This is a genomic window from Agarivorans sp. Alg241-V36, assembly GCF_900537085.1.
In the GTDB taxonomy this organism is placed as follows: Bacteria; Pseudomonadota; Gammaproteobacteria; order Enterobacterales; family Celerinatantimonadaceae; genus Agarivorans.
This window is the reverse complement of record NZ_UNRE01000002.1, coordinates 577,932-604,913: the sequence shown is the minus strand read 5'-3', so window position 1 is coordinate 604,913 and position 26,982 is coordinate 577,932. Positions and strand designations below refer to the sequence as shown.

The following is a 26,982-nucleotide window of genomic DNA, read 5'->3' as shown; positions in this document are numbered from 1 at the left end:
TGAGAGCCAATTTTGGAATGCACCCAGACTCATTGTTTAGCGCTCATCTTTAGCAAATATTTTATTGGCACTATCAAGAAAGCTCTTATCGACATCCAAAACGAAGCACTTGCCCAGTTGTAAATCAAGGTTTTGCTTAGTGCTAATTTCAGGAGAGTATTCTTTTACCAACATAGCTAAATCTTGATACTTGTCCGCTGAATATGTACTCATTTCTACAATACCAGAGCTTATTTTCCTAATATCGGTAGTGTCATAACCTTGTGATTTAAAGTACCAAAACAAACAATTTGAGCGAGCAAAGCTTAAAACTGAGTTATCGAGTTGACGTTGTTCTGATGAAACAACAGAAGAAAAACCAATCGTGCTAAGCGTTATTGCTAGTAGCGCGCATTTAGCAACCTGCATTATGAAGCCTCCCAAAAACTGATTTTATGAGAAGCATCTCCATAACCTTGATATACGCACTCCTTTCCATTCCAAAGATCTGCATGACCTGTCGCATCCGACCACCCATGAACTTCAAATATAATTATCCCTTTTCTCCCGGAAAGTGCGGCATCATATTCGGAAGGCAAAAACGTTTCCGGCTTCCCATATTTTTCCGTAAGGTATTTGATCAGAATCTTTACCCTAAAAATATACCAGTTTTATTTTTCCCAGAAGAAACTTGGCCTTCATATTTTCCATTCGGACCAACGGCTTTGTAAAAAGGTATCTTATGCAGAGAACCTGAACCATTTAGAGCTTTTGACACTCGAGTGGCACAAGCATTACCAAATATACCCATGTCATAATTTAACTCTACCTTCCCCCCAATTTGCTTAAATACCGTTGATGCCGGTAAGGAAGGGTAATTGGAACTCAACACGTCCCAACTAGGTAATTTAGCCATCTCTTTTTCATCCTTAATTTATTCAAAAACAACAATTACAACCACTTAACAGAACACTACCCTTAAATGACATTTCAATCAATATAAGATTATGTTGTAACTTGATGTTCGCCAATAGAGAGCTTCATAGTTGAAATAAAGTTAACCACACATCAGTAGGCAAATTAAACGACTAACTATAAAGTAAAGGGACTTTGCTCTTTCTCTACAAAGAGGTAGCATCCAATAGTGACTAGGTAATCAATTGTTGGTGAAACAACTCAATGTTAAAGCTGAACACTAAAAATGCTAAGTTTTACAATTGGCAAAAAACATACAATTTCGATAACTGTAAGCTAAAAAGAAAAAGCTACGGAGACTTCTTATCCAATTACATTACTGGTGAAAGGGACGGCTTCGTCCTAAATCTAAATGGTGCATGGGGTACTGGAAAAACCGAGTTTCTCAAGCGCTTCTATACTAAACTGCTCCGTAAGCAGCACCCTGTTATTTATATTGACGCTTGGGAAAGCGACTTCTCCAAAGACCCTTAACCGTAGTGACTAGTGAACTATTAACTCAGTTAGAGCAATTCAACGACGATATCGGTTCACAGGCAAGTGCTCAATCATTGAAGCTCTTTCTAGGCAAGGCACTCAAAGGGTCTTTAGTAGGCCTAGCGGGCATTGCTAGCGCTAAACTTCTAAACGACTCTAATATTGGAATGGAAACAGTTAAAGAACTATTGGAAGATGATTCAGATACTTTTAGAACACAGTTAACTAAAGATTATTCGGAACAAATTGAAGCTATAAAACAAATTCGTTTAGGCCTTGAGCAACTAGCAGAAGTTCTAGAAATCAATTTTTCAGCAAGCCTTCCCGTAGTCGTATTAGTTGATGAGCTTGATCGTTGTAGACCAACCTATGCAATAGAAATGTTAGAGGTAATTAAACACTTCTTTTCTACCAAAAACTTCGTATTTGTAGTTGCTACCGATACAGAACAACTCTGTCACTCAATCAAAGCAGTGTACGGAAACGACTTTGCGTCCCTTCAATATTTAAAACGTTTCTTCGATAGAAAAGCAAACCTACCAGAACCTGATATTGAGCACTATTTAAGTAACAAGGAGTTCAATTATCCTGACTTGGAGATTTTTCCTTATTTCTCCTATACAGCAACAAACAGTGTTAACAAACACCTCGCAATTTTGGCGAAAGCTTATGGCCTACAAGTTAGGGACATAGACCAATTGGTAAACAAAGTAGACGCTTGCTTAAGAACCGTTGAGGCTTTAAAACGAAAGAAAAATGAAGCCCAACATATAAACATAGTCGCGTTGATTATTGGCTTAATAGAACAAGATCAAGGCTTAGAGTCATATAATGAACGAAGCAATTATATTACTCCCAAATCACAATTTGTTTTCGTCAATAAGGATATCATCCCTGGCTTGTCACTAAAGGATTGCATTAGCAAATCGCTAAGCTGTGTAGTACTAAAGCAGGGAACAATTAAAGGCCCCTTTGGAAGAGATATCTCTCACCATTACTTACCGAGGGGAGATGACTTGGGTTTAAGCCAGTCCAGTTCAACGCCTGAAGAAAAACACTGGTGGATAATGTCTCTTTCTAAAAATACCGCAGCCTTTAACGAAGAAATACCTAATAGCAAATACTGGCTATGGGAAGATCTCAAAGGCCTGATCGAATTAGCTGGTAAACTAGAGTGAATTATCAGTGAAACCTCAAGCAGCGGTTTTGTTTATTCCCACCTACTCCACTAAACACTCTAACAATCTTGCCTCTAGGTTGTCATCGAGTTTATCTGCTATCACCTCTATGCGGCTTTCTAGGCAGTCATCTAGCTCGGCTTCGCTTAGGCCGTCGCTGGTGTAGTTGTAGCCAAATACGCCGCTGCTGGTGATAAACACCGCTTTAATCCGCTCTACTTTTAGGCTGAGTAATAACAAACAGAGCTTCTTGCGGTCGAATACTTTATTGGGCGCAAATCGCCAACCAATGCTATTAAACCCTTCGCCTTGATTGCTAGCTTTTAAATAACCACTGTCGGGAATAGTTAACTCAGAGGCTAGCGGTTTATCGCTTCCATGATGATGGTGATGATGATCATCTGGAGCGTAATTACTGCTTGTTGTTCCTTTTAAACAGCCAATGTCTATCATACCATTTTTGCTAAACAGAACTTGTGTGCCATCGCGGCCCTGCTGTACCACGTAGTCTCGAAGTTGCTGCTGTTCATCGCCTTGGTAAAGATCTAACTTGTTGCCAATCACGGTGTCGGCAATGGCAATTTGTTGGTTAAAGGTATCGTGGCTGGTGTAACGTGAATCGCTTAGGTTTCTAGCATCAACAAGCGTAATGGTTTTATTTAACGACAATACCTGCTGGTAATACTTAGACGACAGCACTTCCAGCACTTCTTTAGGATGGCCCAAGCCTGTAGGCTCAATCAGCAACCTATCTGGCGTAGATTCACTGAGCAGCTGATTTAAGGCAATTTGCATCGGCAAACCTGCGGCGCAGCACATGCAGCCACCGGGCACTTCACGAATATACACCTGTTGCTGCTGGTGTTGGCCTTGCAGCAAGGCGCCATCAATACCAATTTCGCCAAACTCATTCACTAGTATCGCCCAGCGCTCGTTGTCGGGTTTATTGCGCATTAGCTGCAAAATAGCCGAGGTTTTACCTACGCCCAAAAAGCCGGTAATAATATTGGTGGGTACGGCGCTGATGGTTTGGCGCTTACTGCTCATGTTGTGTTCCAGGTCTTAGGGTTAAGCGGCTTGGTTCAAGCAGTCATCACAAACACAGTTCATTTCTAACTGTTGGCTTACTAGAGTAAAACCCGCTTGTTGAGCGTTTTGCTTTAGCTCGTCGATGGTTGAAGCTGCAATGGTGATTTCTTTTACTTTATTGCATTTTCCACAAATCAGAAATTGCGGTACCCCATGGCCATGGCTGCAGCAAATATGGGCGCAAGCAACGTATTTATTGGCCAAACTAAGCTTGTGCACTAAATGCTCGGTTTCTAAAAACTCAAGAATACGATAAACAGACATGGCGGGAATGCTTTGGTCGAACAGCTCTTTGCAGTGTTCGATCAGCTCATAGGCCGACAGCGCTTTATTAGACTGCACCAATGCCGACAGTACTTGTTTTCTCTTCGTCGTTAAGCGCACACCACGTTGCTTACAATGCTGTTCGGCATGTTGAATAACGCTATCTATTTGCATCATATGAATACTCAAACTCTGTTTTGCTGGTTTCGAAACCGCTTAACGAAATGATACATTGCAACATTGCAACATAACAAGCATTCAAGGCTTATTTTCTGTTTCTGCCGGCCGTTTAGCCCTGTTTAAAGCTGCGTTAAACAAGGCTAAATGTGCTTGAGCAAGTGACTAAGCTTTGGCAATTGCAACAATGAGCTCACTAGCGCCGAATGATGATGGAAGCTTCTAGCTCAAAATCGCGGCCAAGCTCTTGCTTGATGCGCTCTTTAAGTGTGTCTAATTGCTGGTCGTTAAGTGATTTCTTACTGACGAGTTGCAGGCGTAAGGTAAGTGGTTTAGTGCTTTGAGCGCGCACTGTGCGCAGCAATACTTCATTAAAGGTTTTACCTTGTAAGCGCTGCACTATTTGCGCCTCTTCCGATAGGCGATTAAAGCTAAACACTAAAGGAATACTTACTAAGGCCACTGCCAACAGGGCGATGCTCAAACCTTTTTTAGCCCGAGTAAACGGGGCAAAGCCTAAGGACAAAAAGGTTAAAGCCGCCGAAAATACAATGCCGGCTAAGTTAGTTAAAAAAAGCAAAAAGGCCCCAGAGGCAACCCCAATATTAAGCCAGCCTAAACCAATACCGGTTACCGCCAAAGGCGGCACCAAGGCAACTGCAATCGCCACCCCAGCCAGACTTTTAGCCGCGTCAATCCTTGCGTGGGCATAGGCTCCAGCAATGCCCGAGATAATTGCTACGCCTAAATCGAGCAAATTGGGGCTTAGCCGCGCCGAAATCTCTGGCGTAATGACTTCCATGGGAATAACAAAGCTCGCGCAGGCAGCAAAGCTTAAAGCAACACAAAGGCCGGTAAACAAGGTTCTGATACTAGCAGTCATTAAACTGGGATCTTGTCGGGTGAGCGCCATAGACAGCGAGATAATGGGCGCCATTAACGGGGCTAGAATCATCGCGCCGATAATCACCGGAGCAGAGCTGGCATAAAGACCAATGGTTGCCAATAGGGTCGACAGTACCATTAAAGTTAAAAAGGCCGGCGAAGTGGTGGCATTGTCGCGCAGCAGTTGATACAGATCTTTAAACTCTTCTTTGGCTGCGTGGGCGATCCACGGTAAAGGCTTAGCGGCCATGGCATTTATCGCTTCACCTTCTGGCAAGTTGGCGATTTTTCGGCTCTCTTTTACCGCAGCGACATTGTCTTGGCAGAGCATGTCTGCTGAGGGCAAAATACTCAGAGCTCGGTGTTCGCATTCAATGTTTAAACTATCGGCCTTGGCGATTACCCCATCGTGCCAATACTCCAACTCATTCTCAGCTTTAACTTCTATCGATTTAGATTTGATTAAACTAAGAAATCGCGGCTTTTTCACCACCCGACCAAACATCGCCAAGACCAAAAAGCGAAACATTTCCATAATACTGCGCGGCGCTAACAACATACTTTCTAACATGCCGTCGTTACAGTGAGTATCGACAAGAATGCGCTTAGACAGCATAGAGCCTTGAGCATGCTCAATAATCACTAAACCCACCAAAGAGGTTTCTAAACAGGTTTCACTGCCGGTGGTTAAGCTGAGCTTTTGCGGTTTGATTTCGCCAATTTTGCGTATGTTTTGCCAAGTTTGCGCAATGCGCTGCCGCCATGAAGCATTGTGCCCACCAGGGCGAAGGTTAAAGCTATGTCCTACAACCAAATGATTTAACACCACTTGCTGATTACAACGCAGTACATCTATTTTGCTCACCTGCGCTTGGCTAAATTCTGCCAAGGCTTTGTCGGCTGTATTGGCCAAACTAAAGGCGCGGCGCGCATGATTGGCTTTAGGGTGTGGCAATACCGCAATCACCCATTGTTGCTCTACGGCCAGTGCAATAACGTGCGTTAAGCTCTCGTCGCTTAGGTAGCAATATACTAGGCTGTCGGCTTTAAACTCTGGCGGTTCATTGAGATCCCAGATTTTGGGGAGAATAACATCTTCAAAAAGCGGAACCAGCTTTTGACTAACCAAATCACTGGCATCGGGCTCAAATAATAAAAAACTATCGGCCATTCCTGTTTCCATACAAGAGTTTAGACTTCATCTCAGCATGGAGGCTGTCGCCTAAAACTGCAAGTAACAAGATTACTGATTAAGTAGCCATTTGTAGTAATCGAGTCACTTTGGCACTGCCTAAATATTCTACGTTTAGCCTTGATTACCATAGATTTTCTTTACAAGTTAAAATTTTTTTAAGCTTAATGACAAACCAAATATTTAAACAGGTATGACAACTAAAGCCTTAATTTGCGGGCATTTAGACGTCCATGCGGCCAATTAATCATAAAAGCATTGCTTATTTTACAATCAATATAGCGCAAACAGCCGCTATTTTTTTTTAGTGTATTCTGCTATAACTTCCCTGAAACACTAAGGGTTCGCGCTGTTTAGCAAGGATAGTGCAGAATATGAACTCAATAAAAATAACGAATTAAAAACACAACAAGGACCATTATGAAACGTGTCATTCAATCTGCGATTGCCGCAGTTACACTTTTATCAAGTGCCGCTTTTGCTCAGCAAACGCTGCTACAGGAAATTTCTGAATCTGGCGAGCTACGTGCTTGTTTTGATGCCGGCTACATGCCTTTTGAAATGAAAGCCAAAAACGGCCAATTCATTGGTTTTGACATTGACTTAGGCAAGCAAATGGCGCGTGCTATGGGCGTTAAATACGTACCCGTAAACACCGCTTGGGACGGTATTATTCCAACCCTACTAACCGGTAAATGTCACCTAATCATGGGCGGCATGACTATTACTCCTCAGCGTAACATGCAAGTTAACTTTGCAGACCCATACGTAGTAATTGGCCAATCAATCCTACTTAGCCCTAAACTAGAAGGCAAAGTAACTAGCTACCGTGATTTGAACAGCGACCAATACACCGTGGTAACTAAGCTAGGTACAACTGGCGAAGGTGCTATTAAACGCTACATCCCTAAAGCTAAAGTAAACCTATTTGAAACCCAATCTGAAGCGGTACTTGAAGTAACCAACGGCAAAGCCGATGCTTTCATCTACGACTTACCGTTTAACGCGATTTACGCGGCAGAAAACCAAGGTCAACTTACTCACCTAGACCAGCCGTTCACTTTTGAACCACTAGGTTGGGCAGTTCGCCAGGGCGATCCTGATTTCTTAAACTTCTTGAACGGTTACTTGCGTCAAATCAAAGGTGACGGCACCTACGACCGCATTTACGACAAGTGGTTTAAAGACGACGCTTGGTTAAAACAAGTTCAATAGTAAGACTTAAGTGGCTGCCTTAGCAGCCACTTTTCTTTACTAAGTGCGCCTTAAGTGTGCTTAGTAAAGTAAAACCAAATATTAATAAAAGAGCTTCAGATGCAAACTCAAGCAAGCAAAATTCTGTGGAATGGCGTTTTTGTTGCCATTTTACTTAGCCTGTGTGGCCTTATTTACCTCTCCGGCGAAAAAATTGACTATAACTGGAACTGGCAACGTGTTGTTCCTTACATCGTAAACAACGAAGCAGCCAGTATTACTGCACCGCAAGACGGCAGCATAGAAAGTAACACCGCTGGGCAACTTCAGCTGGTATCCGATGCGGGTGAGGTATTAGTAAACCTTGCGGAATTTGAAAACATTTCGGTATATGAAGGCGATCTGGTTTTTGAAGGCGACCAACTGGCCTCCTCGGAAGAGTGGCGAATAGGCCCGCTAACCGAAGGCTTAATTGTTACAGTTAAAATTTCTTTGTGGTCATTGGTATTTGCCATTTTGCTTGGCTTGGTGATTGGCCTAATGCGTATTGCCGACAACCCAGCACTGCGTAAGTTATCCATCACATATATTGAGATTATTCGCGGCACTCCCTTGCTGGTACAAATTTTTATTGTGTACTTCTTCATTGGCACAGTATTCGACCTAGAGCGCTTTACTGCCGGTGTTATTGCGCTGTCGGTATTTACCGCCGCCTATGTGGCCGAAATTATCCGCTCGGGTATTCAGTCTATTCCTAAAGGCCAAATGGAAGCCGCTCGCTCGCTGGGTATGAACTATCCGCAAGCCATGGTTAACGTGATTTTGCCGCAGGCATTTAAACGTACCTTGCCACCAATGGCTGGCCAGTTTATTAACCTAATTAAAGATTCTTCACTGGTATCGGTGATCTCGATTACCGATTTAACCAAAGCCGGTCGAGAAGTAGTAAGTGGTAGTTTTGCGCCCTTTGAAGTGTGGTTTACCGTTGCCCTGCTTTACTTAGTACTTACCAGCAGCCTGTCTTGGGCTATTCAACGCTTAGAAAAGAGGTTAGCTGCCAGTGACTAAAGATTATCAAGGCGACGACATGATCGTTGCAAAAAAGATTAACAAAATTTACCCCAATGGCTGTCATGCGCTTAAAGACGTTTCAGCCACGGTAAATCGCGGCGAAGTAGTGGTTATTGTCGGCCCTTCAGGTTCTGGTAAATCAACCTTTTTGCGCACCTTAAACCAGCTAGAAACAGTAAGCAGCGGCTCAATTACTATTGATGGCACCGACATGTATGCCAAAGGCACTAACATTAATAGCCTGCGTGAAGAAGTAGGCATGGTGTTTCAAAATTTTAATTTGTTCCCGCACAAAACCGCCTTGGGTAATGTAATGCTAGCCCCAATAAAAGTGGCTAAGCGCCCTACCCAGCAAGCCGAAGATGAAGCCAAAGCCTTACTGCTTAAAGTAGGCTTGGCCGACAGAATGGGCAACTACCCTTCTCACCTCTCTGGTGGACAACAGCAACGTGTTGCGATTGCTCGCGCCCTGGCGATGCAACCAAACATCATGTTGTTTGATGAGCCCACCTCGGCGCTAGATCCAGAAATGGTAGGCGAAGTATTAGACGTGATGAAAGGCCTAGCTGCCGACGGCATGACCATGGTGGTAGTGACCCACGAAATGGGCTTTGCCCGAGAAGTGGCAGACCGAGTATTGTTTATGGAAGATGGTGAATTATTGGTAGAAGAATCTCCAGAGAACTTTTTCGACAATCCTAGTCACCCAAGACTAAAGCAATTCCTGTCTATGGTTCTGTAATCGCATCACTAAGTAAGTGCTAAACAAAGGGAGCCTCGGCTCCTTTTTGTTTATTTGTTTGGTTGTTTGCCTAGTAAATCATAAAGGGCGCTAACTAAACTGTTGCCAAAAGGCGCGCACAATTTCTTTATCAGCGCGCTCTCGTAGCTTAATTAAATAAATCGGCACTTGGCTGCTATAGGCAAATTGTTCCACTTTTAAGGGTACCAGTAAGCCTTGCTCAAGCTCCTGCTGCACAATGTGCTCTGGCACCCTTGCCCAGCCCAATCCCGCTAACAACAGTTCTTTCTTTAAATGGTAGTCATTAACGTACCAGCGCTGGCCTCCGGCAATTACGTTTATGTTGTCTGAACGCTTCTCAGAGCCTGAATCGGCCAACAAGATATGCGGCTTATTACGCAGTTCGCTTTGCTTTAGCACTTGCTCATGCTGTTCTAACAAATGCGGCGCGGCCACGGTGATCATGCGAATACTTGCTACTTCAATAAAATCAAAGCGAGCATCTAAGCCGATGTTTGGCGCTAAGGCTAAATCTGATTGTTGCTTTAGCAGGGGCTCTAAAACCCCAGATAAATGGCCAGAGTCTAGTTTGAGCTGCAAGTTGGTAAATTGCTTGCCAAAGGCTTCTATCTTGCTCACTAAGGGTGGCAAATAGCACATGGGGCTTAGGGTGAGTGAAAGCTCGGGATCAGCGCCTTGGGCAAGCTCGTGGCCGAGTAATTCCAACTCATTCGCCTGCTTTAACAAGCTTTTAGCCTTCACTAAAAAGCGCTCGCCTTCTGCAGTAAGTGTGGGGCGATAGCTACTTCGATTAAACAACGTAATGGCAAAGTGCTGCTCTAAGCTTTTAACCGATGCGCTTAAGGTAGGTTGGGTTTTGTTTAAGTGCTGCGCTGCTGCGCGAAAGCTCCCTAGCTTGGCAACACTAACAAAGGCGCGTAGCTGCTCATAATTCATGGCTAATCTCGATATAAATAATCTTCACATCCAGCTTAAACTAGATAGACAAATACAATCAAGATTATCCAAATAAGTGATTATTTATCTTTCAGGGTATTTGTTATTCTGCGCCCACATTCACAAGCTCAATGGCTTACATTGAAAGAGGTAAAGTGGATAGCACAGTTATTATCTTGCACCTAGTTGCTCTGTTAACGGGTATTTCTAAATTCTCAATTGGTGGAATGGGCGCCCTTATTTTGCCCTTATTGTTAATGGCCTACCCCGACGGTCAGGCTCTGGCGATTCTCATCCCAATGTTTTTGTTCACCGACCTACTCACCATGGCGGTGTATCGTCATCAGATCGCTTGGCGGATCCTCGTTAGGTTACTGTTGTTTATGGTACTTGGCTGCGGGCTTGGCGCATTGCTTTTGTCCTACCTAGATACTAGCCAGTTCACTCTTGCCATTGGCAGTATCATTATTGGTATGTTGGTTTTGAGCATCTACTTAGAGCGCAGTAACTCCCAGTGTATGAAAACACCCACAGTGGCCGCTGGCAGCGGAGTATTTGCCGGTTTCATTAGCATGACTGCCAATTCTGCCGGGCCGATCATCAGCTTATATATGATGCAGCAGCAATTAGGTAAAACCAGTTATGTAAGTACTCGGGCTTGGGTAGCGGGTTTGGTAAATGTTGCCAAAGTGCCCTTATTAATGAGCATTGGTTTACTCAATCTAGAGACAGCAAAAACCAGTTTAAGCGCGCTTCCTAGCTTATTATTAGGCTGCGCATTGGGGTTTCTTATTCTTAAGAAGATAAACCTTAAACAAATGACCTGGGCCATTAGAGTGCTTATTTTGTTGGCAGCTATCAAACTGCTTATTAACTAAACAGCTGGTTAAGCAATGCCCCGTAATCATAAGCAAAAAATACATAACAATTAATTATCAAATTGATAATTTTTAATAATTTCATAAAACTTACCGAGCTGCATATACTTTCTCCATCGAAGCAAAACAACGCAACAGTTTACAAATTAAGGTTTGGAGAAGAATTATGAAAATGAATCACGTTGGCATCATGGTAGGCGATATGGACAAAGCGGTAGAGTTCTACACTAAAGCGCTAGGCCTTCGCATTGTAATGAACAACACTAAAGTAATCGAAGAGCGCGAATCTGCAATCGGTCGCATGTGTATCGCAGTATTTGGTGAAGGCTTCAAAGGCTTTAATATTGCCCACCTTGTTACTTCTGACGGTATTGGAGTGGAACTGTTCGAAATGAAAGAGCGCGACGAGCGTCACGAAGTAGACTTCTCTCGCCTTGGCATCTTCCACTTCTGTTTACAACTACCCAAAGAGCAGTTTGAATCAGCAATCAAACGTGTTGAAGAGTTTGGCGGTAAAGTTCGCATGGACATTCACCGTTATCACCCAGAAGATGATTCTAAACAAGCGCAAATGGTTTACCTAGAAGACCCATTTGGTAACTTATTTGAGTTCTACTCGCATTCTTACGAAGACACGTATGCCTCTGATTACGAGTAAGTAATACCGTAATATAGCTATCAAAAAGGCTTAGCAGCGATGCTAAGCCTTTTGTTTTTGGCTAATTCTAGCTATCTATTATTTAGCGTGGTAAGCCTTAGATACAGCATAGCTATCTTCAAACCAGTTCCAGCTTTTTACTTTGCCATCAACAACATGAACACGTACTGCCCAACTAAATTTACCTGTATCAATACCCGACTCATTGGCAATCGCACTCATAGTACCCATAAACACTGCTTGTTCACCATTGGCAAAGCTATAGTCGGTAGTCCAACTAGTTACCTTTAAACCCGCACCAAACTTAGGAAGAAAGCTGTTAAACACTGTCTCTTTACCCTGCCAGTTTCCAATCCAAGGAATGTTGGAATCACCTTCGTTATGCCAAACAAAATCATCGCTCATTAGCGAATCAAGCTTATCCGCATCACCGGAGCCAGCCGCCCATAAAAATGCCTGAGCTGTCCCTAGCGTTTTGGCAGAGTCAACCTGCTTCGCCACATCAGAATCGGCGTGTACAGCGCTTAACTGGAACATAGCAATAAGGCCAATTAACGTTAGCATTGAGTTTTTCTTAATCATGGTATTTCTCCAAATGAGTTTTTGCTGCTTGGTCCAATCACTATACCTGTGCTAATTTTTAGGTAAATTCGCCAAATAAGCACTTTGGATATGCAAAAATGCACAGCATTAGATGGGCCGACTTACAATATGTATTAGCCGTTGCCAATGAAGGCTCGTTATCTGCCGCAGCAAGGTCACTAGGTGTAAATCACAGCACAGTATTACGCCGACTAAATGCCTTTGAATATCGCCATAAGCTGCAGGTTTTTCATAAGCTGCCAACAGGCTATAAATTAACGGTGGAAGGCCGCCAGTTACTTGATTCTGCATTGTCTATCGAATCAACCGTTAAAAGCTTAGAGCGAAGAATGTTCGGCCAAGAAATGAAGCTGGAAGGAACGCTGCGCTTAACCACCACCGACTCGCTATTGCGCTTTGTTCTGGCCAAGCACTTGGCTGTATTTCATCGGCTTTACCCGCGAATCCAGTTAGAACTTAATGTAACGCCTCGCCGCTTAGAGCTTTCCGACCTAGAAGCTGATGTAGCCATTCGCCCAACTCAATCTCTGCCAGAAAACCTTAAAGGCATTAAGTTGTGCGACATGGCTTTTGGTGTTTATGGGACGCCTAAATACATATCCAGCTTGAAGGGGAAACATCCCTTAAGATCTGCGCATTGGTTAGAGATGAGCCAAGGCAGTGCCTCACACTTAATTTCAACATTCATTCCCGAGGAGCAAGTGGTACTTAAAGCAGATTCATTCGAGCCGCTTCTTATGGCCGCTGAGCAACATATTGGCTTAGCCTACTTGCCTTGTTTTGTTGGTGAGTCTTCAGAGAAACTGCAAAGAGTGGACTTGAAGGTAGAGCACGATCAAACAGGATTATGGATGATGACCCACATTGATCTAGAAAACTCCGCCAAGGTAAAAGCATTCTTTGAATTTATGGAAACAGAACTAAAGTCAGACCAAAACGTTTGGCGAACCTTGGCTATCTAATCGCTAATTGTTAAATGGTTTAATGCTGTAGCTAATTCACTGGCTCAAATTAGCGGGCTTTCAAGCAAACTCAGCTAAGGTAGATATTGATGCTAGAACGCTTTTGGACAAAAGCTTGTTAGCTCGCCTGATCTAACAAGCTATTAGGCGAAGCAAAATAGGGGTATATTTTGGTCCAATTATCAAGAGTTAATGTATATTGGTTGACAAATAACGTAACGATTACACATCCATTCTCCGATTTATTATATAAAATCAGCCACTAGCATAACTTTTAATAGTATTTCTCAATTCATTCAGATCTGTATCAGCTGATTTGAAATAATCATTAAAATTTTCTTGTTGTTCTTGCGATACAAGATCATAAATTAAGGACATATAATATAAGCCTGTTTTAGCATAAACCTTTTTAGAAGTAGCCTTATCTCTAATCATCTCAATGATTAACTTTTGAAGTCCAACAAACTGGCTAAGAAGCTCATATTCACTTTCAGTCTTTTCAAGACCTAAAGGCAATTTATACAGGTCAAGATCGATCCGCCATCCTTGTTGAGCCCAAATGATTACTATTTCACTTCCATCTTCACCTATATAAATTTCTCTTTCGTCATCTTTACCGTTACTCGAATATTGGTCGTAATCAATCAGTGAGGCTTCAAAACCAAAGGTAGATGAAAACTTATCATACTCATCTATGCCGTAGGACTCTATGTACAACTGTTTTAAGTCAAATGATACTTTTACAGCTTCAAATGGAAGTAGAAAATTGTTTATCTTATGGGGCTGACCAATAAGTTTTTTACGGCAATCATCTAAAGGTTTTGAAAGGCATAAATTGAAAATTTTTGATAGGTTACTTTCTTCGGCTAAAGAGGCTACTGGAAAGCCAAAAACCAAAATCAACAAAAAAAAATATACTTTCACAAGGTGAGCCTTTAGTTAAGCTTATTCTATGCCATCGAAATAGCGGCTAATATTGTTCCTTCAATATATTGCACACTATGAATTTTCCTTATTACTATATCAATAATTAACGTTCGCTTTTGTATAATACTTTGATGTAACACGTAATGGGGCAAAAAATTGTCAGAATAGTTGTTATAGGAACCCTACATAATAGGGTCCCTTTCGGCTAACAAGCAGTGCCTTCTGAAAGTAATAATGCGTCTTCTAATTCAACACCAAGGTAGCGGATCGTGTTATCTACCTTTGTATGTCCTAGTAAAAGCTGAACCGCTCTAATATTTTTCGTTTTTGCATAGACTAATGTAGCTTTAGTTCGTCTCATCGAGTGAGTGCCATACAGGTTTGGGTCCAACCCAAGATTGAACGCCCATTTTCTGACTAGGTATCGATAGTACGAATAGCTAATCGCTTGCTGCTTTCGCCTTTGACTTGGAAAAAGGAAATCACTAGTGCTTAGCGAAGCAACTAGAATCCATTTCATTAGACTTTGTTGAGTTCTTGCCGTTATCTCAAATTGAACTTCAATGCCTGTTTTTTGCTGAATATGTATAACACGATTAAATATCCTGTCTTGTGAGGATACGTCGCAAACCCTAAGTAGGAGCAAGTCACTTGCTCTAAGTTTGCTATCAATGGCTAAGTTGAGCAACGCAAGCTGCATTAAGCTATTTTCAATTTCTAATCTGGTTCTGATCCGCCAAATTTCCTCAAGTCTGAAAGGCCTTTTGACGCCACTTCGTTTCGTTTGGTTTAAAACAACCATGATGACCTCCTTCTTGTTTTGGTCATCACCATTGTAGTTAGAAGGAAATGGACAAAAGCTTGTTAGAGCATTCACTCGTAAAAAGATGTTTCGGATTAGCGAAAGTATGAAAGAATAAGAATTAACGTCGTATTAATGCCAAAATGTTCTGGTTATGTGCAACAGGACAACCTGCTGCTGTAGTGAGTTTGTTTTTCATTTACTTTGTTCCTTAATTATTGAAATTTATAGCTAACTCTAAACTACGCCGTAATCTGCTTTACGAATATGGGATAAACAGAAGCAGGGTGACCTAACTGGATTGCCTCTAACATAGCTGCAAAGTATGGCATGGCGTGCACAAAGAATTTTTTGTATCCAAAACATAGGTGGTTTAAACCTGGTTCAAGGTCTGCGGTATAAGAAGTGCGCTCTTTTGGGCAACCGCCATTACACATCGGCCTGAAATGGCACTCTCGACACTGTTTGGGTAGTGACTTCCATTTGTTTAAACCAAAATCAACTTGCTTTTGAGAAGAAGCCACAGCGCTTAAATCTACCGATTCGATATCGCCGACTTGATGGTTCTCGTAGCTATAGTGATCACACGAATAGATGCTGCCATCATGTTCCAGCATCATTTGTTGACCACAACTCTCAGAATGGAAACACATCTGACTTGGTTGACCTGCAAGAATACCGAGCGTATTTTCGAAAAACTGAATGTGTACCTTTCCCACGTCTTTTTTTCGCCACTCATCGAACACATCACACAAAAAGTGCCCCCACTGATGCGCAGTTAAAGACCAATCTTTATCACCACGACGATCAAGGGAGTGCTCTACACAGGGCTGAAACTGAATAACGTTAGATCCGAGTTCTTTTAGTGTCTGATAAGTTTGCTTACCAAGGTGCGCATTTTCGTTATGAACAACGGTCAGGGTATTGAACTGAACTTTATGTTTTTGCAGTAGTCTCAGGCCACGTATCACTCGTGAGTAACTGCCATTTCCTTTAACGTCTGGTCGGCCTGAATTATGGTTAAATTCATCCCCATCGATGCTAAGGCCAATTAAAAAGTTATTCTTTTTGAAGAATTTCGCCCATTTCTCATTGATTAGAGTGCCATTGCTTTGGAAAGTGTTAGAGATCGTCATACCTGAACGAGCGTGTTTTTTCTGTAGTTCTACCGCTTTTTCGTAAAACTCAAGACCGCGTAACGCAGGCTCACCACCTTGCCAACTGAAATCGACAAATTTAATGTGTTTTGGCTGAGCTGCAATGTATTGCTGGACATAGGTTTCTAATAGAGCGTCAGACATCTGCATTGTCGCCCCTGGCTGATAACGCTCCTCTTTTCTCAAGTAGTAACAGTAGTGACAATCTAAGTTACACTTTGAGCCAACAGGCTTAACCAATAGGTGGAATGGGTGTGGTGATGTCATCGTCATATCTGCGCTCCCGTTGGATTTAGCATAATTATCCTTAGATGGTCTAAATTAGACCACTAGGACATTTCCTAACGAGAGAAGATATGGATTAAAAAAAGGGAAGCTCTGATTAAATGATCTTACGACTGTGTGCCCAAGCGATAAGTTCAGATGCACTAGCCAGTTTGAGTTGTTCAATCATTTTGTATTTGTGGTATTCGACCGTTTTTGAAGAAATGTTTAGTTCCAAAGCAACTTTCTTTGCTGAAAAGCCTTGAGCTAACAATTTAAGAATATCAACTTGCCTAGCGGTCAAATCCGTCTTTTTCTCAATAATGCTTTTCAACTCATCGGGTATGTAGCGCTCTCCAGCGAGTACATTTTTCATCGTAGTTGCTAGCTCAAAACCGGCTTGATGTTTAAGTACATAGCCGTCAGCACCATATTCATAAGCAGCTTTAACGATCTCTGGTTCATCATGCATAGATAAGCAGACAATTTTACTGTTTGGCGAGGACCGCTTGAGTAATGAAAGTGTAGTGTTAAGTTGCATACCTGGCATAGAAATATCAGTAATGATTAAGTCCGGTTGATACTGCTTAACCAGCTGAAATAACTCTGTTGCGTCAACGCCAATTCCAACCACTTGATGGGTTAAGTCCACTAGGCGGGCAATACCTTCGCTGACGATTTGGTGATCATCTGCAATTACAACGGTGGCCATTTATATCTCACTTGTTTTTATTGATAATGTAACAGTAGTCCCCGCTTTTGGATCATTGCGTTTAATGACTAACTGACCACCGATTAATTCACCTCGCTCAATCATGGATTGAATGCCTAGCGAGGGAGACTGAGAGTATTCTTGCTCTTGCGTAATTCCAATTCCGTCATCTCGAATGGATAATTCTATCAAGCCGCTACTGAATGGCTTTAACCTGATATTGACGGCTGAGGCATTGGCATGTTTTACGACGTTGGACAACGCTTCTTGGACAATACGATAGACATGCAATGCAGCGTCATTATTGATTGTGATATTTTTATCAAGCTCCATCGACAGGTACAGCTTTGAACGCTCAGCGACTTGTTCAGCATGAGACTCAATGGCGGCATTGAGCCCCACTCTTTCGATTACCACAGGATGAAGATGGCGAGATAAATGTTGAACATCCTTGGTGATTGATGCTAGTTCATTGGCACACTTCATTATTGCTGGCCTTGTTGTTTCATCGCTAATACTAGAGGTAAGGCTGAGTTCAATTCCTAAAGAAACGAGACGTTGGCTGAAGTCATCATGCAGATCGCGCGCAATATTTTGTCGTTCTCTTTCTCTTTCACCAATGATGCGTTTATTTCTCTCCACTACGTCTTGGCGACTTTTTATCAACTGCTCATAATGACGCACACGCTCAATACTGGATGCAATCATATTGCCCAGCACAGTAGCTGCGTTTACAAACTCTTCTGAATAGCTTTCTACCTCACTGAAGTTTGCGCAAGCTAACAAGCCCCATGGTTTCCCCATTGCACTTATCGGAACCAATATATGACGAAGCGGTTTTTCATCCTGTAAGTGGCTAGCAAGTTCAAGCAGTTCTGGCGACTCATCACTTGATACAACAACACCTGCCTGGATATGACGACGATATTCTAACACCAAGGATACAGGCAGTTGCGTTTTGACTCTAGGGACGCCTTCTCCCGCGGCTTCATAAAATCGCCAGTCACGTATTATGGTTTGTTCTATAGGCACGCATGAAATACGGTCGACTTTTAAAGCCATTCGACATTCGTGCAGAACCTCTATGATGGTCTCTTCCATTTGTGCTGTAGGAGAGTTCAGTAAGCGGCTAGACATAGAAATTAATGCTGAAGTGATTGAATCAGAGAGCATTTTCAAACCCCTTTTCATTTATGAACGTCATTACCATAAACAGCAATGCCTCAAATGCCCAGTAAGTTTTAAGTAAGTGGCTCAACTTCAGCTCGTTTAGGAATTGTCCTAGTTCAGTTAGTTTTGGAAAAAAAACATACTGTGCTCGTCTTATTCCAGGAGCATCTTATGAAACCCATTTCTAAAAGCTTACTAAAAAAAACCATGCTAAGCACTGCTTTAGCGACCGTTGCTGCGGCACCAGCAATGGCAAAAAACACCTCTGAAAAACCAAATATATTAGTCATTATGGCGGACGACATCGGTTGGTCAAACACATCTGCCTACAACCTAGGCATGATGGGCTACACAACGCCAAACATCGACCGCATCGCCAATGAAGGCATGCTTTTCACTGACCACTATGGCCAACCAAGCTCAACTGCTGGTCGTGCTGCATTCCTAACTGGCCAACTTCCTGTTCGCACAGGACTTCTGAATGTTGGTCTACCTGGTTCTCCAGTCGGTATTCACCAAGATGATCCTACATTAGCTGAAGTTCTTAAAGAGCAAGGTTACTTCAACGTACAGCTTGGTAAAAACCACCTAGGTGACCGTGAGCACATGATGCCTCACCGTCGCGGTTTTGATTTCTTCTACGGTAACCTTTACCACCTAAACGCTGAAGAAGAGCCAGAGCATCCAGATTACCCACAAGATCCAGCGTTTTTCGAGCGCTTCGGTCCTCGTGGTATTGTAACTGGTACAGCCGATGGCCCTACTGAGTCGGCAGGCCCTTTAACTAAGAAGCGAATGGAAACGATTGACCGTGAGCTTACAGACATGGCGCTAGATTACCTAGACGACTTCGCGAAGACAGATGACCCATTCTTCATGTGGTATAACCCTTCTCGCATGCACGTATGGACTCACCTAAGCGAAGAGTGGCAAGGCAAAACTGGCTATGGTTTATACGCAGATGGTATGGCTGAGCTAGACCACTACGTGGGTGAACTTCTCGATAAGTTAGAAGAGACAGGTCAACGTGACAACACTGTCGTTATCTTCACTACCGATAACGGTGCCGAGAAAATGTCTTGGCCGGATGGCGGCAACACACCATTTAAAGGCGAGAAAGGTCTAACTTCGGAAGGTGGTGTACGTGTGCCATTCATGGTTAGCTGGCCAGGTCACATCCCTGAAGGTGCTCGTAACAACGGTATCCAGTCTCACGAAGACTTGTTCACTACTCTAGCAACAATTGCTGGTGTTAAAGATGTTCAAGAGTCGTTCAAGACTAAACATGACGTTTACATAGATGGCTACGACCATACTAATGCGTGGTTCAAAAACGAAGACACTGAGCGTAACGAAATTTTCTACTTTGCTGAAACAGGTAACCTAGAGGCGGTTCGCGTTGGTAAGATCAAAGCAACATTTATCCACCCGACAGAAGAGAGCTGGTTCGCTCCACGTCTAGCCTCTACCTGGCCAGAACTGGTTGACCTACGTGCGGACCCATATGAGGAAGCGCCAGAACACTCAGGTCTATACCTACGTTGGTACGCAGAACGTATGTTCCATTTCGTTCCAGTCCAAGTTGAAGTAGCAGGCCTACTCCAGACGTTTAACGAATTCCCACTTCGTCAGGAGCCAACTGCATTCAACCTAGAGCGTGTACTCTCTACGCTACCTTACCGCGAGGAATAAACCTCTTCGGTTATCAGGCAACAATAAAAAGGTGCGCTTAATGCTCACCTTTTCTGGTTCTGAGGTTCATTTAGTAATACTCCTAGTTCACCGTTATCTTAACAGTTATTACTCTATCGCTATCCAAATACTCCTACTCCGGCCTTCGGGCTAAACGATGTCCCCAAGGAAATAACATGAGCGCACAACGAGACAGCTTTATTACGTTACAAGAGAAGATTAACTTACGCGTGCTTGGGCAGGAGAAGTCTGTTGAGCAGTTAGTGATAGCTTTGCTTGCCAACGGCCATGTTCTTCTCCAAGGTTTACCTGGTCTTGCTAAGACTCGCAGCGTAAGCGTAATGGCCAACCAATTAGATTCCGATCTCAACCGTATTCAGTTCACACCAGATATGCTTCCTGCTGACATTACAGGTAGCGAAGTTTACGAAAGCAACACGCAATCTCTCACGTTTAAAAAAGGCCCAGTATTTACGCACCTTTTACTGGCCGATGAAATCAACCGTGCGCCGGCTAAAGTGCAATCAGCACTGCTTGAAGCGATGGCAGAAAACCAAGTTTCCATAGCAGGCGAAACACACCCATTACCCGAACTCTTCATGGTTCTCGCCACACAAAACCCGGTGGAACAAGAAGGAACCTACCCTCTACCTGAAGCGCAGATGGATCGTTTCTTAATGCAGATCTTGATTGATTATCCAAGCAAAAACGCCGAGAAGAACATGCTTAAACTGTTGCGCATTGAGAACCAAGACTCCAACGACAGCGAACCGCTCATGACCATCGAACAAGTGTTAGAGGCTCGTCGTCAGATTGACAAGATTCATGTCGCAGAACATGTAGACCAGTACATTGTCGATCTTATCGATACGACACGCTACCCAGAAAAATGTGATGAACAGCTTAGCCAGTGGATTGAGTTAGGGGCTAGCCCTCGTGCCACCATTGCATTAGACAAATGTTCGCGTGCTCACGCATGGTTAAACAGCCAAGATTACGTGACACCAGACAACGTAAGAGCGGTGGCCCACTCAGTACTTCGCCACCGTCTAGTTTTGAGTTTTTCGTCTCAAAATCAAGGGGTAGATGCTGAGCAAGTCATCGATCAACTTCTAAATAGCGTTGCATTTTCTTAATTATGGGGAGGCTTTATGACCGTCGACCTTCGTATCTATCCAACTTCTGAAAGGCTTGCTGAGCTGACGTTACTAGGTCGTAAGATCTCGTGGCAACCGCCTTATAAAAAGTTAACTCCTCTCACTGGTAAGCATCGCAGTCAACAACGTGGCAGAGGGTTGGATTTTGTCGAACTCCGTCACTACTACGCAGGTGATGATGTTCGTTGTATTGACTGGAAAGTAACTCAACGAACAGGTCAACCTTATTTGCGAGTTTACGCAGAAGAGAACGATAAAAATATCGCTCTGCTCATCGATCTTAGAACTCATATGTTTTTTGCTTCCAATGGGCACATGAAGTCTGTCATTGCTTGTGAAGCTGCCGCCATTGCCGCGGGCGCAGCTTGTCATCATGGCGATCGCGTAGGCGCTGTCATTCTCACCGATAGTGAAATAGTCTCGTTACCATTTCGACGTGGCGAAAAAGCGCTCATGGCGCTTTTATCTGTAATCATTGAGCAATCAAACAAACTCCCAAATTGGATAGTGTCTAAAAAAGCACCCAATTTAGAGGGCGCATTAAAGCACTTAGTCGATCTTGGATTAAAAGAGAGCCAGTGTTTTATTTTTAGTGACTTCAGCGACTACGACCAACAAAATTCTAGCGTGATGATTGATAGATTAGCTCGTCGAAATAGCCTAGTGGGTATCCGAATTACCGACCCGCTGGAAGAACAATTCCCGAACCAGAATCTAGTCATCGGTAATGAAAGCCATCAAGTCGAACTAAAGAAAAGCGATCACTCCACCAGAGATCGTTATGAGCAGTACGTCCAAGAGCAAAAACATTCACTTTCTGAGCACTTTATGCGTCATCGCTTGGCATTACTTGATATGTCCACGCAATACGATGCTTGGACACAATTACTTTCACTGACCAAACAATAGGCATTTTATGAGCAATTCTACTCAAGGCCAAATTGTCGAATTTGGTAGTCACCTAGTAAAACGGGCTGAATGGATTTCTCCGCCTCAAGCTATTTCATGGTTTCCACAAACGCTGATGTGGCAGCTCATTGGACTCGCCACCATCACCGTGGTATTTGGCTATATTGCTCATCGCTATCACCAGTATCTTAAACGCACCTACTTACGCGAAGCTTGGGCGCTGTTTCAACAATACGAATATGAACAGAACATTGCCGCCATCGCGCATTTAATGAAGCAGTTGGCACATCAACGCTGGCCTAAATCCAATGTCGGCACAATGACTAACCAGGAGTTTGCTCAATTCATATGTCAAAGCAGCGCGACCACTTTGCATTCAGTACAGGTATCTCAATTAATGGAGAGCAGCTATCGCGCATCGCCTAATCTCACTGCCGGAGATAGGCAAGCGATCAAACAGTGGTTTAAGGAGGTGACATGTTAACCTTCTCTTACCCTCTATTCGGTCTACTGATTTTGCTACCGTTAGTGATGTTTCTGTGCCCCAAACACTTCACTCCTCACGCCGCACTGCGTTTTAGCCACTTCGATAAGTTAGTTGAAGTCACAGGCTCTAAACCTACCTCTGGCGCTGTGGTGATTTCACCTATTTGGTGGCAACGTCTCCTTATTACAGTGACCTACCTAAGCCTAGTTATCGCTGCAACAAAACCTGTTTGGCTAGGTGAGCCCGTTTCAATAGAAAAAAGTGGTCGTGAAATGATGGTGGCGGTGGATCTGTCTGGCTCAATGGAAGCTCGTGACTTTGTCGATCCAGATGGCATCAATGTTCGCCGTGTTGATGGTGTAAAACTTCTGCTCGACGATTTTCTAGTTCAACGTGAAGGCGATCGAATCGGCCTTATCGCTTTTGGTGATGATGCGTATTTACAGGCCCCATTTACTGACGATTTCTCTATTATCACTCAGTTGCTCAATGAAATGGATGTTCGCATGGCAGGGGCAGGAACAGCACTCGGAGATGCCATTGGCGTTGCGGTTAATCACTTTGAACATTCAGACAGTGCCAATAAAGTTCTCATTCTTATGACTGATGGACGCGATACTACCAGCAATTATCCGCCCATTGACGCTGCGCATTTTGCTGGTGAACACGACATTACTATCTATCCCATTGCCATTGGTGACGCAACGAACGTTGGTGAAGATGGCATTGACTTGGAAATGTTAGAGCGTATTGCCAATTACACCGGTGGTCAGGTATTTGAAGCGCTCAATGGGCAAGATCTAGTTGATGTTTATAAAGCACTCAACGAGCTAGAAGAAACGCTTTTTGATAGCTACACCATTCGACCAAAAGTAGAGCTCTATTACTGGCCACTTATTGTCAGTTTAATTCTCAACCTGCTGTTGCTAGTTATGGCTGCATTGCGTAGGCAGAGCAACAAGAATAAAGGAGACGACAATGGCTGAATTTCATTTCATTCGACCATGGTTACTATTGTTAGCTATTCCTTTAGGCGTTTTGTTCTTCACCCTTAAGCGAAAAGCTAACAGCAGTGAAAAGCAGCCTATCGCAGCTCACTTATTGCCATTTCTCAATATAGGAGAAAACAATGCACGTTGGTTTTCTCCTCAGCACTTGCTACCGCTCTTTCTTGCTTTGATGATCTTTATTGTTGCGGGGCCAACATGGCAGCCTGAACCCAATAGCCATGCAAAAAACCAAGCGCCGATTCTATTTGTGGTTGATTTATCACGCTCTATGGGGGAATCTGACATTGCACCTAATCGCCTTGAAAACGCTAAGCTGAAGCTATCTAACCTATTAGAATACAAACCTGATGGGGTAATTGGTGCGTATGTCTATGCAGGCAGCGCTCATATGCTCATTCCACCGACAGAAGACCGGGAAGTGCTTGAGCTGTATCTTTCTTCTTTATCAACAAACCTCGTTCCTAGACAAGGGAAAAACCTGCCTGCTGTCTTGGAGCAAATTGCCCATCAACACACAGAAAGCAATATTCCTGCAAGCATTGTCGTCGTTACCGACAGCCTCGATAACAGTGCAGTTCAAGCAATAGAGCGTTATGATCGTGATTTCCGTGATCAAGTGATCGTTTGGAAGTTTGGTTACAGCGAAACTGTCGATGCACCTTCGGGGATCCGCCTCATTCAAAATACTCCAGACAATAGCGACATTAAAAGCATTACCCGCTGGATCGACAGTTTCAGTTACTTCGACCCGACGGATGAAGAGATACAATGGCAAGAGGCCGGATTTTATCTCGTTTTACCTACACTAATGTTTAGTTTACTCTGGTTTCGCCGAGGCTGGAGTATCCGTTGGGTTCCTAGCGTATTGGTCGGCGTTGTTGCACTCAGTGCCTTTCAACCAAGCCCCGCTTTAGCAAAGGCATCAACGGATCTCGCTACCTGTGATTCATTGTCGATGAGGCTCTTCCTCACTCCAGATCAACAAGGGCAATGGTTTTATAATCAAGGCAATTATGCATGCGCGGCGCAAGCCTTTATCGATCCTGATTGGAAAATTGAATCCCTCATGCGCAATCAGCAGTGGGAATGGGCACTCACTATGCTCAACAATCAGCCAGACTCGATCGAAAAACGCTTCAAGGTGGCTCTGAGCTATTTGCATATTGACCGCTTTCGTTCATCAGAGCGTTGGTTCGAACAAGTGCTGGAATTAGAACCACAGCACCCGCAAGCTTTGCACAACCTAGCTCTACTTCAAGAGATTTTCGACCTCATGGCTGATCGTGCGCAAGGCCAAGGCACTGCAGGAGAAGACATGACTGCCGATGTTATTTCCACCCTAGAAGAAGATATGGGAATTGAAGAACCTGAAGACAAAATTGAGGTCATCAATAGTGCAGATTTAATGGCAGAAGAGCATTTAACCAAAATTTGGCTGGAGCAAGTTAAATCCAACCCTGAAGTGTTCCTTCGCAATAAGTTCTCCATCCAACTTCAGCAAATGGCCGAACCAGAGCTGCACATCGAACACTTTCCACAGGAGGTGAAACAATGAGCACGTTATTTCGCAATACACGCCTCATCAGTCATTTAGGTACCGCCATTGCATTTAGCATGGTACTCATGGCAAGTTTAAATGCGAAAGCATCAATCACTACAGATGATCCTCTCTCTGTTACCCCCTCACAGCAACTAAGCACCGTGAACACACAGTATCATGCCCGCTGGGCGCTGGGTAACGAGACCTTAACAGAGAGGCAACGTCATACCGTTTTCCTTGAGCTTTTGAGTGATACAGCGATTACTGACGTTATCAACGTTGACGATGTTTCAGCCAAAGATCTCTTTTTTGAGCAAACCACTACATTTTGGCAATACACCAGACCTATAGAAAATGGCAAACGTGTTGAACAAGCGGCATTAAAGTTAGAGCTATTTCCAGCCAAACCTGGAGAATTCACTTTACCAAGTATCAACATCACCCTTGGCCGTGGTGACAACAAAATATATATTCCGACACAGCCCTTAAAGATAACGGTTAACGCACTTCCTGAGGCGGCAAAGGGTAAGATTGCCTCTCCTAAGGTCACGGCAAACCAAACGGTTAGTGACGTAGAGATTACCGAAGGCGGCGCGGTAACCCGTTCTATCTTTCTCAATGTTACTGATCTACCAGGGCAATTTATTTCAGAGCTACCGTTTCTAAACCAAATTGAAGGTGTAGAAATTCGCACAGGTAATAGCCAGACAACAACCCAATCATTCCGCGCGGATATGACGGGAACACGCAGCACTGATATTCACTATCGTTTTGTTAACAAAGGGCAATACACCCTGCCCGAGCTGTCATTCCAGTGGTGGAACACAACAAAGAATAAAGTTGAAGAAATTTCGCTGCCAGCCATTAAGGTGATGGTCAACTCTGCACCACCTTTGCCTTTGGATCAGCGCATTGATCTATGGACTTCAAATGTAAAACAATGGCTGGTAGGACAACGTAAAAACCTCATTTTAGGCTTGTTACTTTTGATTGGCTTATGGCGTTTACGTTTTAAGTTTTCTTGCTTATGGAAGGCGTTTAACGTGCAGATTCAAACTGCAATTCACTCTTCTTCTGTAAAACGCTTAATAACTCTTTTTTGGGTTGCTATTGGTACAAAAAAACGTTCACGCCGAGCACTCTATCAATGGTTGTCACATCGTGGCATTTATGACCTAAACCATTATCCGACGCTGAAAAACGGCGTCCACACCAACAAACAAGGTCACTGGCGGTTAAAGCGCAGCATGGTGGTATGGGTGTTAACGAATGAAATAAGACAAGAGTGGCGTGCGAAGTACCGATTGAAACCAATCAATTCCGCGTAAATGGGTAAAGCTCAGATTAGGGAAAGTCCTAGTTAATCTCTTTAGAAAATCCATGTAGTGTTCCAGTTACTTACACGACCAACCATTGAGGGTTGTTAATATGACATTTAACAAAATCCTAGTTTTGCTTGCTGCACTCATCTGCACCAATGCACTTGCAAAAGAGACCGCTACGCCTGATACAGAAGCAAAGCGGCCAAACAAACCACTCGTTATTACTGGGGATGAGATTCAACCACTCTCCGATACTCACTGGCGAGAGAAAGTCTCGTACGCTGAAGCTGTCAAAGTTCGTTGCGTCGCGTTTGATGAAAACGAGCAAGCCGTTGCTATCGACTCCATCGCTGTGATTCCTCCTTTCTCTGTATCCGATATGTACACCCGAAAAGAGGACGGTAAGATAGAGGAAGTGAAATGTTGGATCACCAGTACCCGAACGGAAGATCTAGCCAAAGACTACATTCGTCATGATGCTTAGAATGCACCAAAGCTTTTTGTGATTGTATACGATTACAGCGTGCAGTGATGAATCTAACCGTAAATAGA

General features: G+C 43.4%; 29 protein-coding genes. 16 read left to right on the top strand and 13 right to left on the bottom strand.

Going from position 1 to position 26,982, the window contains the following annotated elements:
* Positions 1 to 36: 36 nt before the first annotated feature.
* The 3 genes from G6R11_RS07270 to G6R11_RS21690 are packed head-to-tail and all read right to left on the bottom strand — an operon-like array spanning position 37 to position 895.
* Positions 37 to 408 carry a hypothetical protein gene (locus tag G6R11_RS07270; protein WP_163132400.1) on the bottom strand — a complete coding sequence of 124 codons (372 nt, stop codon included), beginning with the start codon at positions 406 to 408 and terminating at the stop codon, positions 37 to 39.
* Complete coding sequence (locus G6R11_RS21970; protein ID WP_370525643.1) at positions 408 to 620, bottom strand: T6SS effector amidase Tae4 family protein; 213 nt, start codon at positions 618 to 620, stop codon at positions 408 to 410. The genes G6R11_RS07270 and G6R11_RS21970 overlap by 1 nt, the downstream gene beginning before the upstream one ends.
* A gap of 8 nt (positions 621 to 628) precedes the next feature.
* On the bottom strand, positions 629 to 895 hold the full coding sequence (locus G6R11_RS21690) for a hypothetical protein (RefSeq protein ID WP_205472651.1): 267 nt from the start codon (positions 893 to 895) through the stop codon (positions 629 to 631).
* 263 nt (positions 896 to 1,158) lie between these two features.
* Between G6R11_RS21690 and G6R11_RS21875 the strand changes: the two genes are divergently transcribed.
* Complete coding sequence (locus G6R11_RS21875) at positions 1,159 to 1,428, top strand: P-loop NTPase fold protein (RefSeq protein WP_255494564.1); 270 nt, start codon at positions 1,159 to 1,161, stop codon at positions 1,426 to 1,428.
* Positions 1,429 to 1,433: 5 nt separating this feature from the next.
* On the top strand, positions 1,434 to 2,609 hold the full coding sequence (locus tag G6R11_RS07260; RefSeq protein WP_255494562.1) for a P-loop NTPase fold protein: 1,176 nt from the start codon (positions 1,434 to 1,436) through the stop codon (positions 2,607 to 2,609).
* A 42-nt stretch (positions 2,610 to 2,651) separates the two neighbouring features.
* Here G6R11_RS07260 and G6R11_RS07255 read toward each other — a convergent pair whose 3' ends face one another.
* From G6R11_RS07255 to G6R11_RS07245, 3 genes are all read right to left on the bottom strand, one after another.
* The gene (locus G6R11_RS07255; protein WP_163132399.1) at positions 2,652 to 3,656 is read right to left on the bottom strand and encodes a GTP-binding protein; all 1,005 of its coding nucleotides are present in this window, start codon (positions 3,654 to 3,656) and stop codon (positions 2,652 to 2,654) included.
* 21 nt (positions 3,657 to 3,677) lie between these two features.
* Positions 3,678 to 4,139, bottom strand: a complete 462-nt coding sequence (locus tag G6R11_RS07250) for a Fur family transcriptional regulator (protein ID WP_163132398.1) — start codon at positions 4,137 to 4,139, stop codon at positions 3,678 to 3,680.
* Positions 4,140 to 4,335: 196 nt separating this feature from the next.
* Positions 4,336 to 6,195, bottom strand: a complete 1,860-nt coding sequence (locus G6R11_RS07245) for a TIGR00341 family protein (RefSeq protein ID WP_163132397.1) — start codon at positions 6,193 to 6,195, stop codon at positions 4,336 to 4,338.
* 441 nt (positions 6,196 to 6,636) lie between these two features.
* On the opposite strand from G6R11_RS07245, the gene G6R11_RS07240 reads away from it, so the two are divergent.
* The 3 genes from G6R11_RS07240 (at position 6,637) to G6R11_RS07230 (ending at position 9,223) form a co-directional block, all read left to right on the top strand.
* Positions 6,637 to 7,431: a transporter substrate-binding domain-containing protein gene (locus G6R11_RS07240; protein ID WP_163132396.1), complete on the top strand. Its 795-nt coding sequence runs from the start codon at positions 6,637 to 6,639 to the stop codon at positions 7,429 to 7,431.
* Positions 7,432 to 7,530: 99 nt separating this feature from the next.
* Positions 7,531 to 8,478 carry an amino acid ABC transporter permease gene (locus G6R11_RS07235; RefSeq protein ID WP_163132395.1) on the top strand — a complete coding sequence of 316 codons (948 nt, stop codon included), beginning with the start codon at positions 7,531 to 7,533 and terminating at the stop codon, positions 8,476 to 8,478.
* Between the two features lie 19 nt (positions 8,479 to 8,497).
* Positions 8,498 to 9,223, top strand: a complete 726-nt coding sequence (locus G6R11_RS07230) for an amino acid ABC transporter ATP-binding protein (RefSeq protein WP_163132446.1) — start codon at positions 8,498 to 8,500, stop codon at positions 9,221 to 9,223.
* 90 nt (positions 9,224 to 9,313) lie between these two features.
* On the opposite strand, the gene G6R11_RS07225 is transcribed toward G6R11_RS07230, so the two are convergent.
* Positions 9,314 to 10,180 carry a LysR family transcriptional regulator gene (locus G6R11_RS07225; protein WP_163132394.1) on the bottom strand — a complete coding sequence of 289 codons (867 nt, stop codon included), beginning with the start codon at positions 10,178 to 10,180 and terminating at the stop codon, positions 9,314 to 9,316.
* Between the two features lie 155 nt (positions 10,181 to 10,335).
* On the opposite strand from G6R11_RS07225, the gene G6R11_RS07220 reads away from it, so the two are divergent.
* Together G6R11_RS07220 and G6R11_RS07215 are read left to right on the top strand one after the other, a co-directional pair.
* Positions 10,336 to 11,058: a sulfite exporter TauE/SafE family protein gene (locus G6R11_RS07220; RefSeq protein WP_163132393.1), complete on the top strand. Its 723-nt coding sequence runs from the start codon at positions 10,336 to 10,338 to the stop codon at positions 11,056 to 11,058.
* Positions 11,059 to 11,224: 166 nt separating this feature from the next.
* Positions 11,225 to 11,716, top strand: a complete 492-nt coding sequence (locus G6R11_RS07215) for a VOC family protein (protein ID WP_016403935.1) — start codon at positions 11,225 to 11,227, stop codon at positions 11,714 to 11,716.
* Between the two features lie 78 nt (positions 11,717 to 11,794).
* On the opposite strand, the gene G6R11_RS07210 is transcribed toward G6R11_RS07215, so the two are convergent.
* Positions 11,795 to 12,298 (bottom strand): nuclear transport factor 2 family protein, encoded by a 504-nt coding sequence (locus tag G6R11_RS07210; protein ID WP_163132392.1) that lies wholly within the window; start codon positions 12,296 to 12,298, stop codon positions 11,795 to 11,797.
* Positions 12,299 to 12,396: 98 nt separating this feature from the next.
* Between G6R11_RS07210 and G6R11_RS07205 the strand changes: the two genes are divergently transcribed.
* Positions 12,397 to 13,281 (top strand): LysR family transcriptional regulator, encoded by an 885-nt coding sequence (locus G6R11_RS07205; RefSeq protein ID WP_163132391.1) that lies wholly within the window; start codon positions 12,397 to 12,399, stop codon positions 13,279 to 13,281.
* A gap of 255 nt (positions 13,282 to 13,536) precedes the next feature.
* Here G6R11_RS07205 and G6R11_RS07200 read toward each other — a convergent pair whose 3' ends face one another.
* The 5 genes from G6R11_RS07200 to G6R11_RS07180 all read right to left on the bottom strand — a co-directional run bounded on the left by G6R11_RS07200 (position 13,537) and on the right by G6R11_RS07180 (position 18,316).
* Entirely contained in the window at positions 13,537 to 14,205 is a 669-nt protein-coding gene (locus tag G6R11_RS07200) for a hypothetical protein (RefSeq protein WP_163132390.1), read from the bottom strand.
* Between the two features lie 208 nt (positions 14,206 to 14,413).
* A complete protein-coding gene (locus tag G6R11_RS07195; RefSeq protein WP_163132389.1) occupies positions 14,414 to 15,010 on the bottom strand; it encodes a tyrosine-type recombinase/integrase in 597 nt (198 codons plus the stop codon).
* Positions 15,011 to 15,252: 242 nt separating this feature from the next.
* Entirely contained in the window at positions 15,253 to 16,434 is a 1,182-nt protein-coding gene (locus G6R11_RS07190; protein WP_240352414.1) for an anaerobic sulfatase maturase, read from the bottom strand.
* Between the two features lie 115 nt (positions 16,435 to 16,549).
* A complete protein-coding gene (locus tag G6R11_RS07185) occupies positions 16,550 to 17,143 on the bottom strand; it encodes a response regulator transcription factor (RefSeq protein ID WP_163132387.1) in 594 nt (197 codons plus the stop codon).
* Complete coding sequence (locus tag G6R11_RS07180; RefSeq protein WP_163132386.1) at positions 17,144 to 18,316, bottom strand: GAF domain-containing sensor histidine kinase; 1,173 nt, start codon at positions 18,314 to 18,316, stop codon at positions 17,144 to 17,146. It lies immediately after the preceding gene.
* A 168-nt stretch (positions 18,317 to 18,484) separates the two neighbouring features.
* Between G6R11_RS07180 and G6R11_RS07175 the strand changes: the two genes are divergently transcribed.
* The 8 genes from G6R11_RS07175 to G6R11_RS07140 all read left to right on the top strand — a co-directional run bounded on the left by G6R11_RS07175 (position 18,485) and on the right by G6R11_RS07140 (position 26,914).
* The gene (locus G6R11_RS07175) at positions 18,485 to 20,005 is read left to right on the top strand and encodes an arylsulfatase (protein WP_163132385.1); all 1,521 of its coding nucleotides are present in this window, start codon (positions 18,485 to 18,487) and stop codon (positions 20,003 to 20,005) included.
* 176 nt (positions 20,006 to 20,181) lie between these two features.
* A complete protein-coding gene (locus tag G6R11_RS07170; protein WP_163132384.1) occupies positions 20,182 to 21,141 on the top strand; it encodes a MoxR family ATPase in 960 nt (319 codons plus the stop codon).
* Between the two features lie 15 nt (positions 21,142 to 21,156).
* Entirely contained in the window at positions 21,157 to 22,071 is a 915-nt protein-coding gene (locus tag G6R11_RS07165) for a DUF58 domain-containing protein (RefSeq protein ID WP_163132383.1), read from the top strand.
* A 7-nt stretch (positions 22,072 to 22,078) separates the two neighbouring features.
* Positions 22,079 to 22,555 carry a DUF4381 domain-containing protein gene (locus G6R11_RS07160; protein ID WP_163132382.1) on the top strand — a complete coding sequence of 159 codons (477 nt, stop codon included), beginning with the start codon at positions 22,079 to 22,081 and terminating at the stop codon, positions 22,553 to 22,555.
* Positions 22,549 to 23,544 (top strand): VWA domain-containing protein, encoded by a 996-nt coding sequence (locus tag G6R11_RS07155; RefSeq protein WP_163132381.1) that lies wholly within the window; start codon positions 22,549 to 22,551, stop codon positions 23,542 to 23,544. Before G6R11_RS07160 ends, G6R11_RS07155 begins: the two co-directional genes overlap by 7 nt.
* Positions 23,537 to 25,123 carry a VWA domain-containing protein gene (locus G6R11_RS07150; RefSeq protein WP_163132380.1) on the top strand — a complete coding sequence of 529 codons (1,587 nt, stop codon included), beginning with the start codon at positions 23,537 to 23,539 and terminating at the stop codon, positions 25,121 to 25,123. Before G6R11_RS07155 ends, G6R11_RS07150 begins: the two co-directional genes overlap by 8 nt.
* Positions 25,120 to 26,436, top strand: coding sequence for a BatD family protein (locus G6R11_RS07145; protein ID WP_163132379.1), 1,317 nt, complete (start codon positions 25,120 to 25,122; stop codon positions 26,434 to 26,436). The genes G6R11_RS07150 and G6R11_RS07145 overlap by 4 nt, the downstream gene beginning before the upstream one ends.
* 100 nt (positions 26,437 to 26,536) lie before the next feature.
* A complete protein-coding gene (locus G6R11_RS07140; protein ID WP_205472649.1) occupies positions 26,537 to 26,914 on the top strand; it encodes a hypothetical protein in 378 nt (125 codons plus the stop codon).
* Positions 26,915 to 26,982: the final 68 nt, after the last annotated feature.

Excerpts from the sequence above, each read along its gene's own strand:
- G6R11_RS07165 (WP_163132383.1), top strand. The coding sequence starts at position 21,157 with ATGACCGTCGACCTTCGTATCTATCCAACTTCTGAAAGGCTTGCTGAG.
- G6R11_RS07225 (WP_163132394.1), bottom strand. The coding sequence starts at position 10,180 with ATGAATTATGAGCAGCTACGCGCCTTTGTTAGTGTTGCCAAGCTAGGG.
- G6R11_RS07210 (WP_163132392.1), bottom strand. The coding sequence starts at position 12,298 with ATGATTAAGAAAAACTCAATGCTAACGTTAATTGGCCTTATTGCTATG.
- G6R11_RS21690 (WP_205472651.1), bottom strand. The coding sequence starts at position 895 with ATGGCTAAATTACCTAGTTGGGACGTGTTGAGTTCCAATTACCCTTCC.
- G6R11_RS21875 (WP_255494564.1), top strand. The coding sequence starts at position 1,159 with ATGTTAAAGCTGAACACTAAAAATGCTAAGTTTTACAATTGGCAAAAA.
- G6R11_RS07195 (WP_163132389.1), bottom strand. The coding sequence starts at position 15,010 with ATGGTTGTTTTAAACCAAACGAAACGAAGTGGCGTCAAAAGGCCTTTC.
- G6R11_RS07145 (WP_163132379.1), top strand. The coding sequence starts at position 25,120 with ATGAGCACGTTATTTCGCAATACACGCCTCATCAGTCATTTAGGTACC.
- G6R11_RS07205 (WP_163132391.1), top strand. The coding sequence starts at position 12,397 with ATGCACAGCATTAGATGGGCCGACTTACAATATGTATTAGCCGTTGCC.
- G6R11_RS07190 (WP_240352414.1), bottom strand. The coding sequence starts at position 16,434 with ATGACATCACCACACCCATTCCACCTATTGGTTAAGCCTGTTGGCTCA.
- G6R11_RS07240 (WP_163132396.1), top strand. The coding sequence starts at position 6,637 with ATGAAACGTGTCATTCAATCTGCGATTGCCGCAGTTACACTTTTATCA.
- G6R11_RS07160 (WP_163132382.1), top strand. The coding sequence starts at position 22,079 with ATGAGCAATTCTACTCAAGGCCAAATTGTCGAATTTGGTAGTCACCTA.
- G6R11_RS07250 (WP_163132398.1), bottom strand. The coding sequence starts at position 4,139 with ATGATGCAAATAGATAGCGTTATTCAACATGCCGAACAGCATTGTAAG.
- G6R11_RS07185 (WP_163132387.1), bottom strand. The coding sequence starts at position 17,143 with ATGGCCACCGTTGTAATTGCAGATGATCACCAAATCGTCAGCGAAGGT.
- G6R11_RS07215 (WP_016403935.1), top strand. The coding sequence starts at position 11,225 with ATGAAAATGAATCACGTTGGCATCATGGTAGGCGATATGGACAAAGCG.
- G6R11_RS07245 (WP_163132397.1), bottom strand. The coding sequence starts at position 6,195 with ATGGCCGATAGTTTTTTATTATTTGAGCCCGATGCCAGTGATTTGGTT.
- G6R11_RS07140 (WP_205472649.1), top strand. The coding sequence starts at position 26,537 with ATGACATTTAACAAAATCCTAGTTTTGCTTGCTGCACTCATCTGCACC.
- G6R11_RS07150 (WP_163132380.1), top strand. The coding sequence starts at position 23,537 with ATGGCTGAATTTCATTTCATTCGACCATGGTTACTATTGTTAGCTATT.
- G6R11_RS07255 (WP_163132399.1), bottom strand. The coding sequence starts at position 3,656 with ATGAGCAGTAAGCGCCAAACCATCAGCGCCGTACCCACCAATATTATT.
- G6R11_RS07270 (WP_163132400.1), bottom strand. The coding sequence starts at position 408 with ATGCAGGTTGCTAAATGCGCGCTACTAGCAATAACGCTTAGCACGATT.
- G6R11_RS07170 (WP_163132384.1), top strand. The coding sequence starts at position 20,182 with ATGAGCGCACAACGAGACAGCTTTATTACGTTACAAGAGAAGATTAAC.
- G6R11_RS07235 (WP_163132395.1), top strand. The coding sequence starts at position 7,531 with ATGCAAACTCAAGCAAGCAAAATTCTGTGGAATGGCGTTTTTGTTGCC.
- G6R11_RS07230 (WP_163132446.1), top strand. The coding sequence starts at position 8,498 with ATGATCGTTGCAAAAAAGATTAACAAAATTTACCCCAATGGCTGTCAT.
- G6R11_RS07155 (WP_163132381.1), top strand. The coding sequence starts at position 22,549 with ATGTTAACCTTCTCTTACCCTCTATTCGGTCTACTGATTTTGCTACCG.
- G6R11_RS07180 (WP_163132386.1), bottom strand. The coding sequence starts at position 18,316 with ATGCTCTCTGATTCAATCACTTCAGCATTAATTTCTATGTCTAGCCGC.
- G6R11_RS07175 (WP_163132385.1), top strand. The coding sequence starts at position 18,485 with ATGAAACCCATTTCTAAAAGCTTACTAAAAAAAACCATGCTAAGCACT.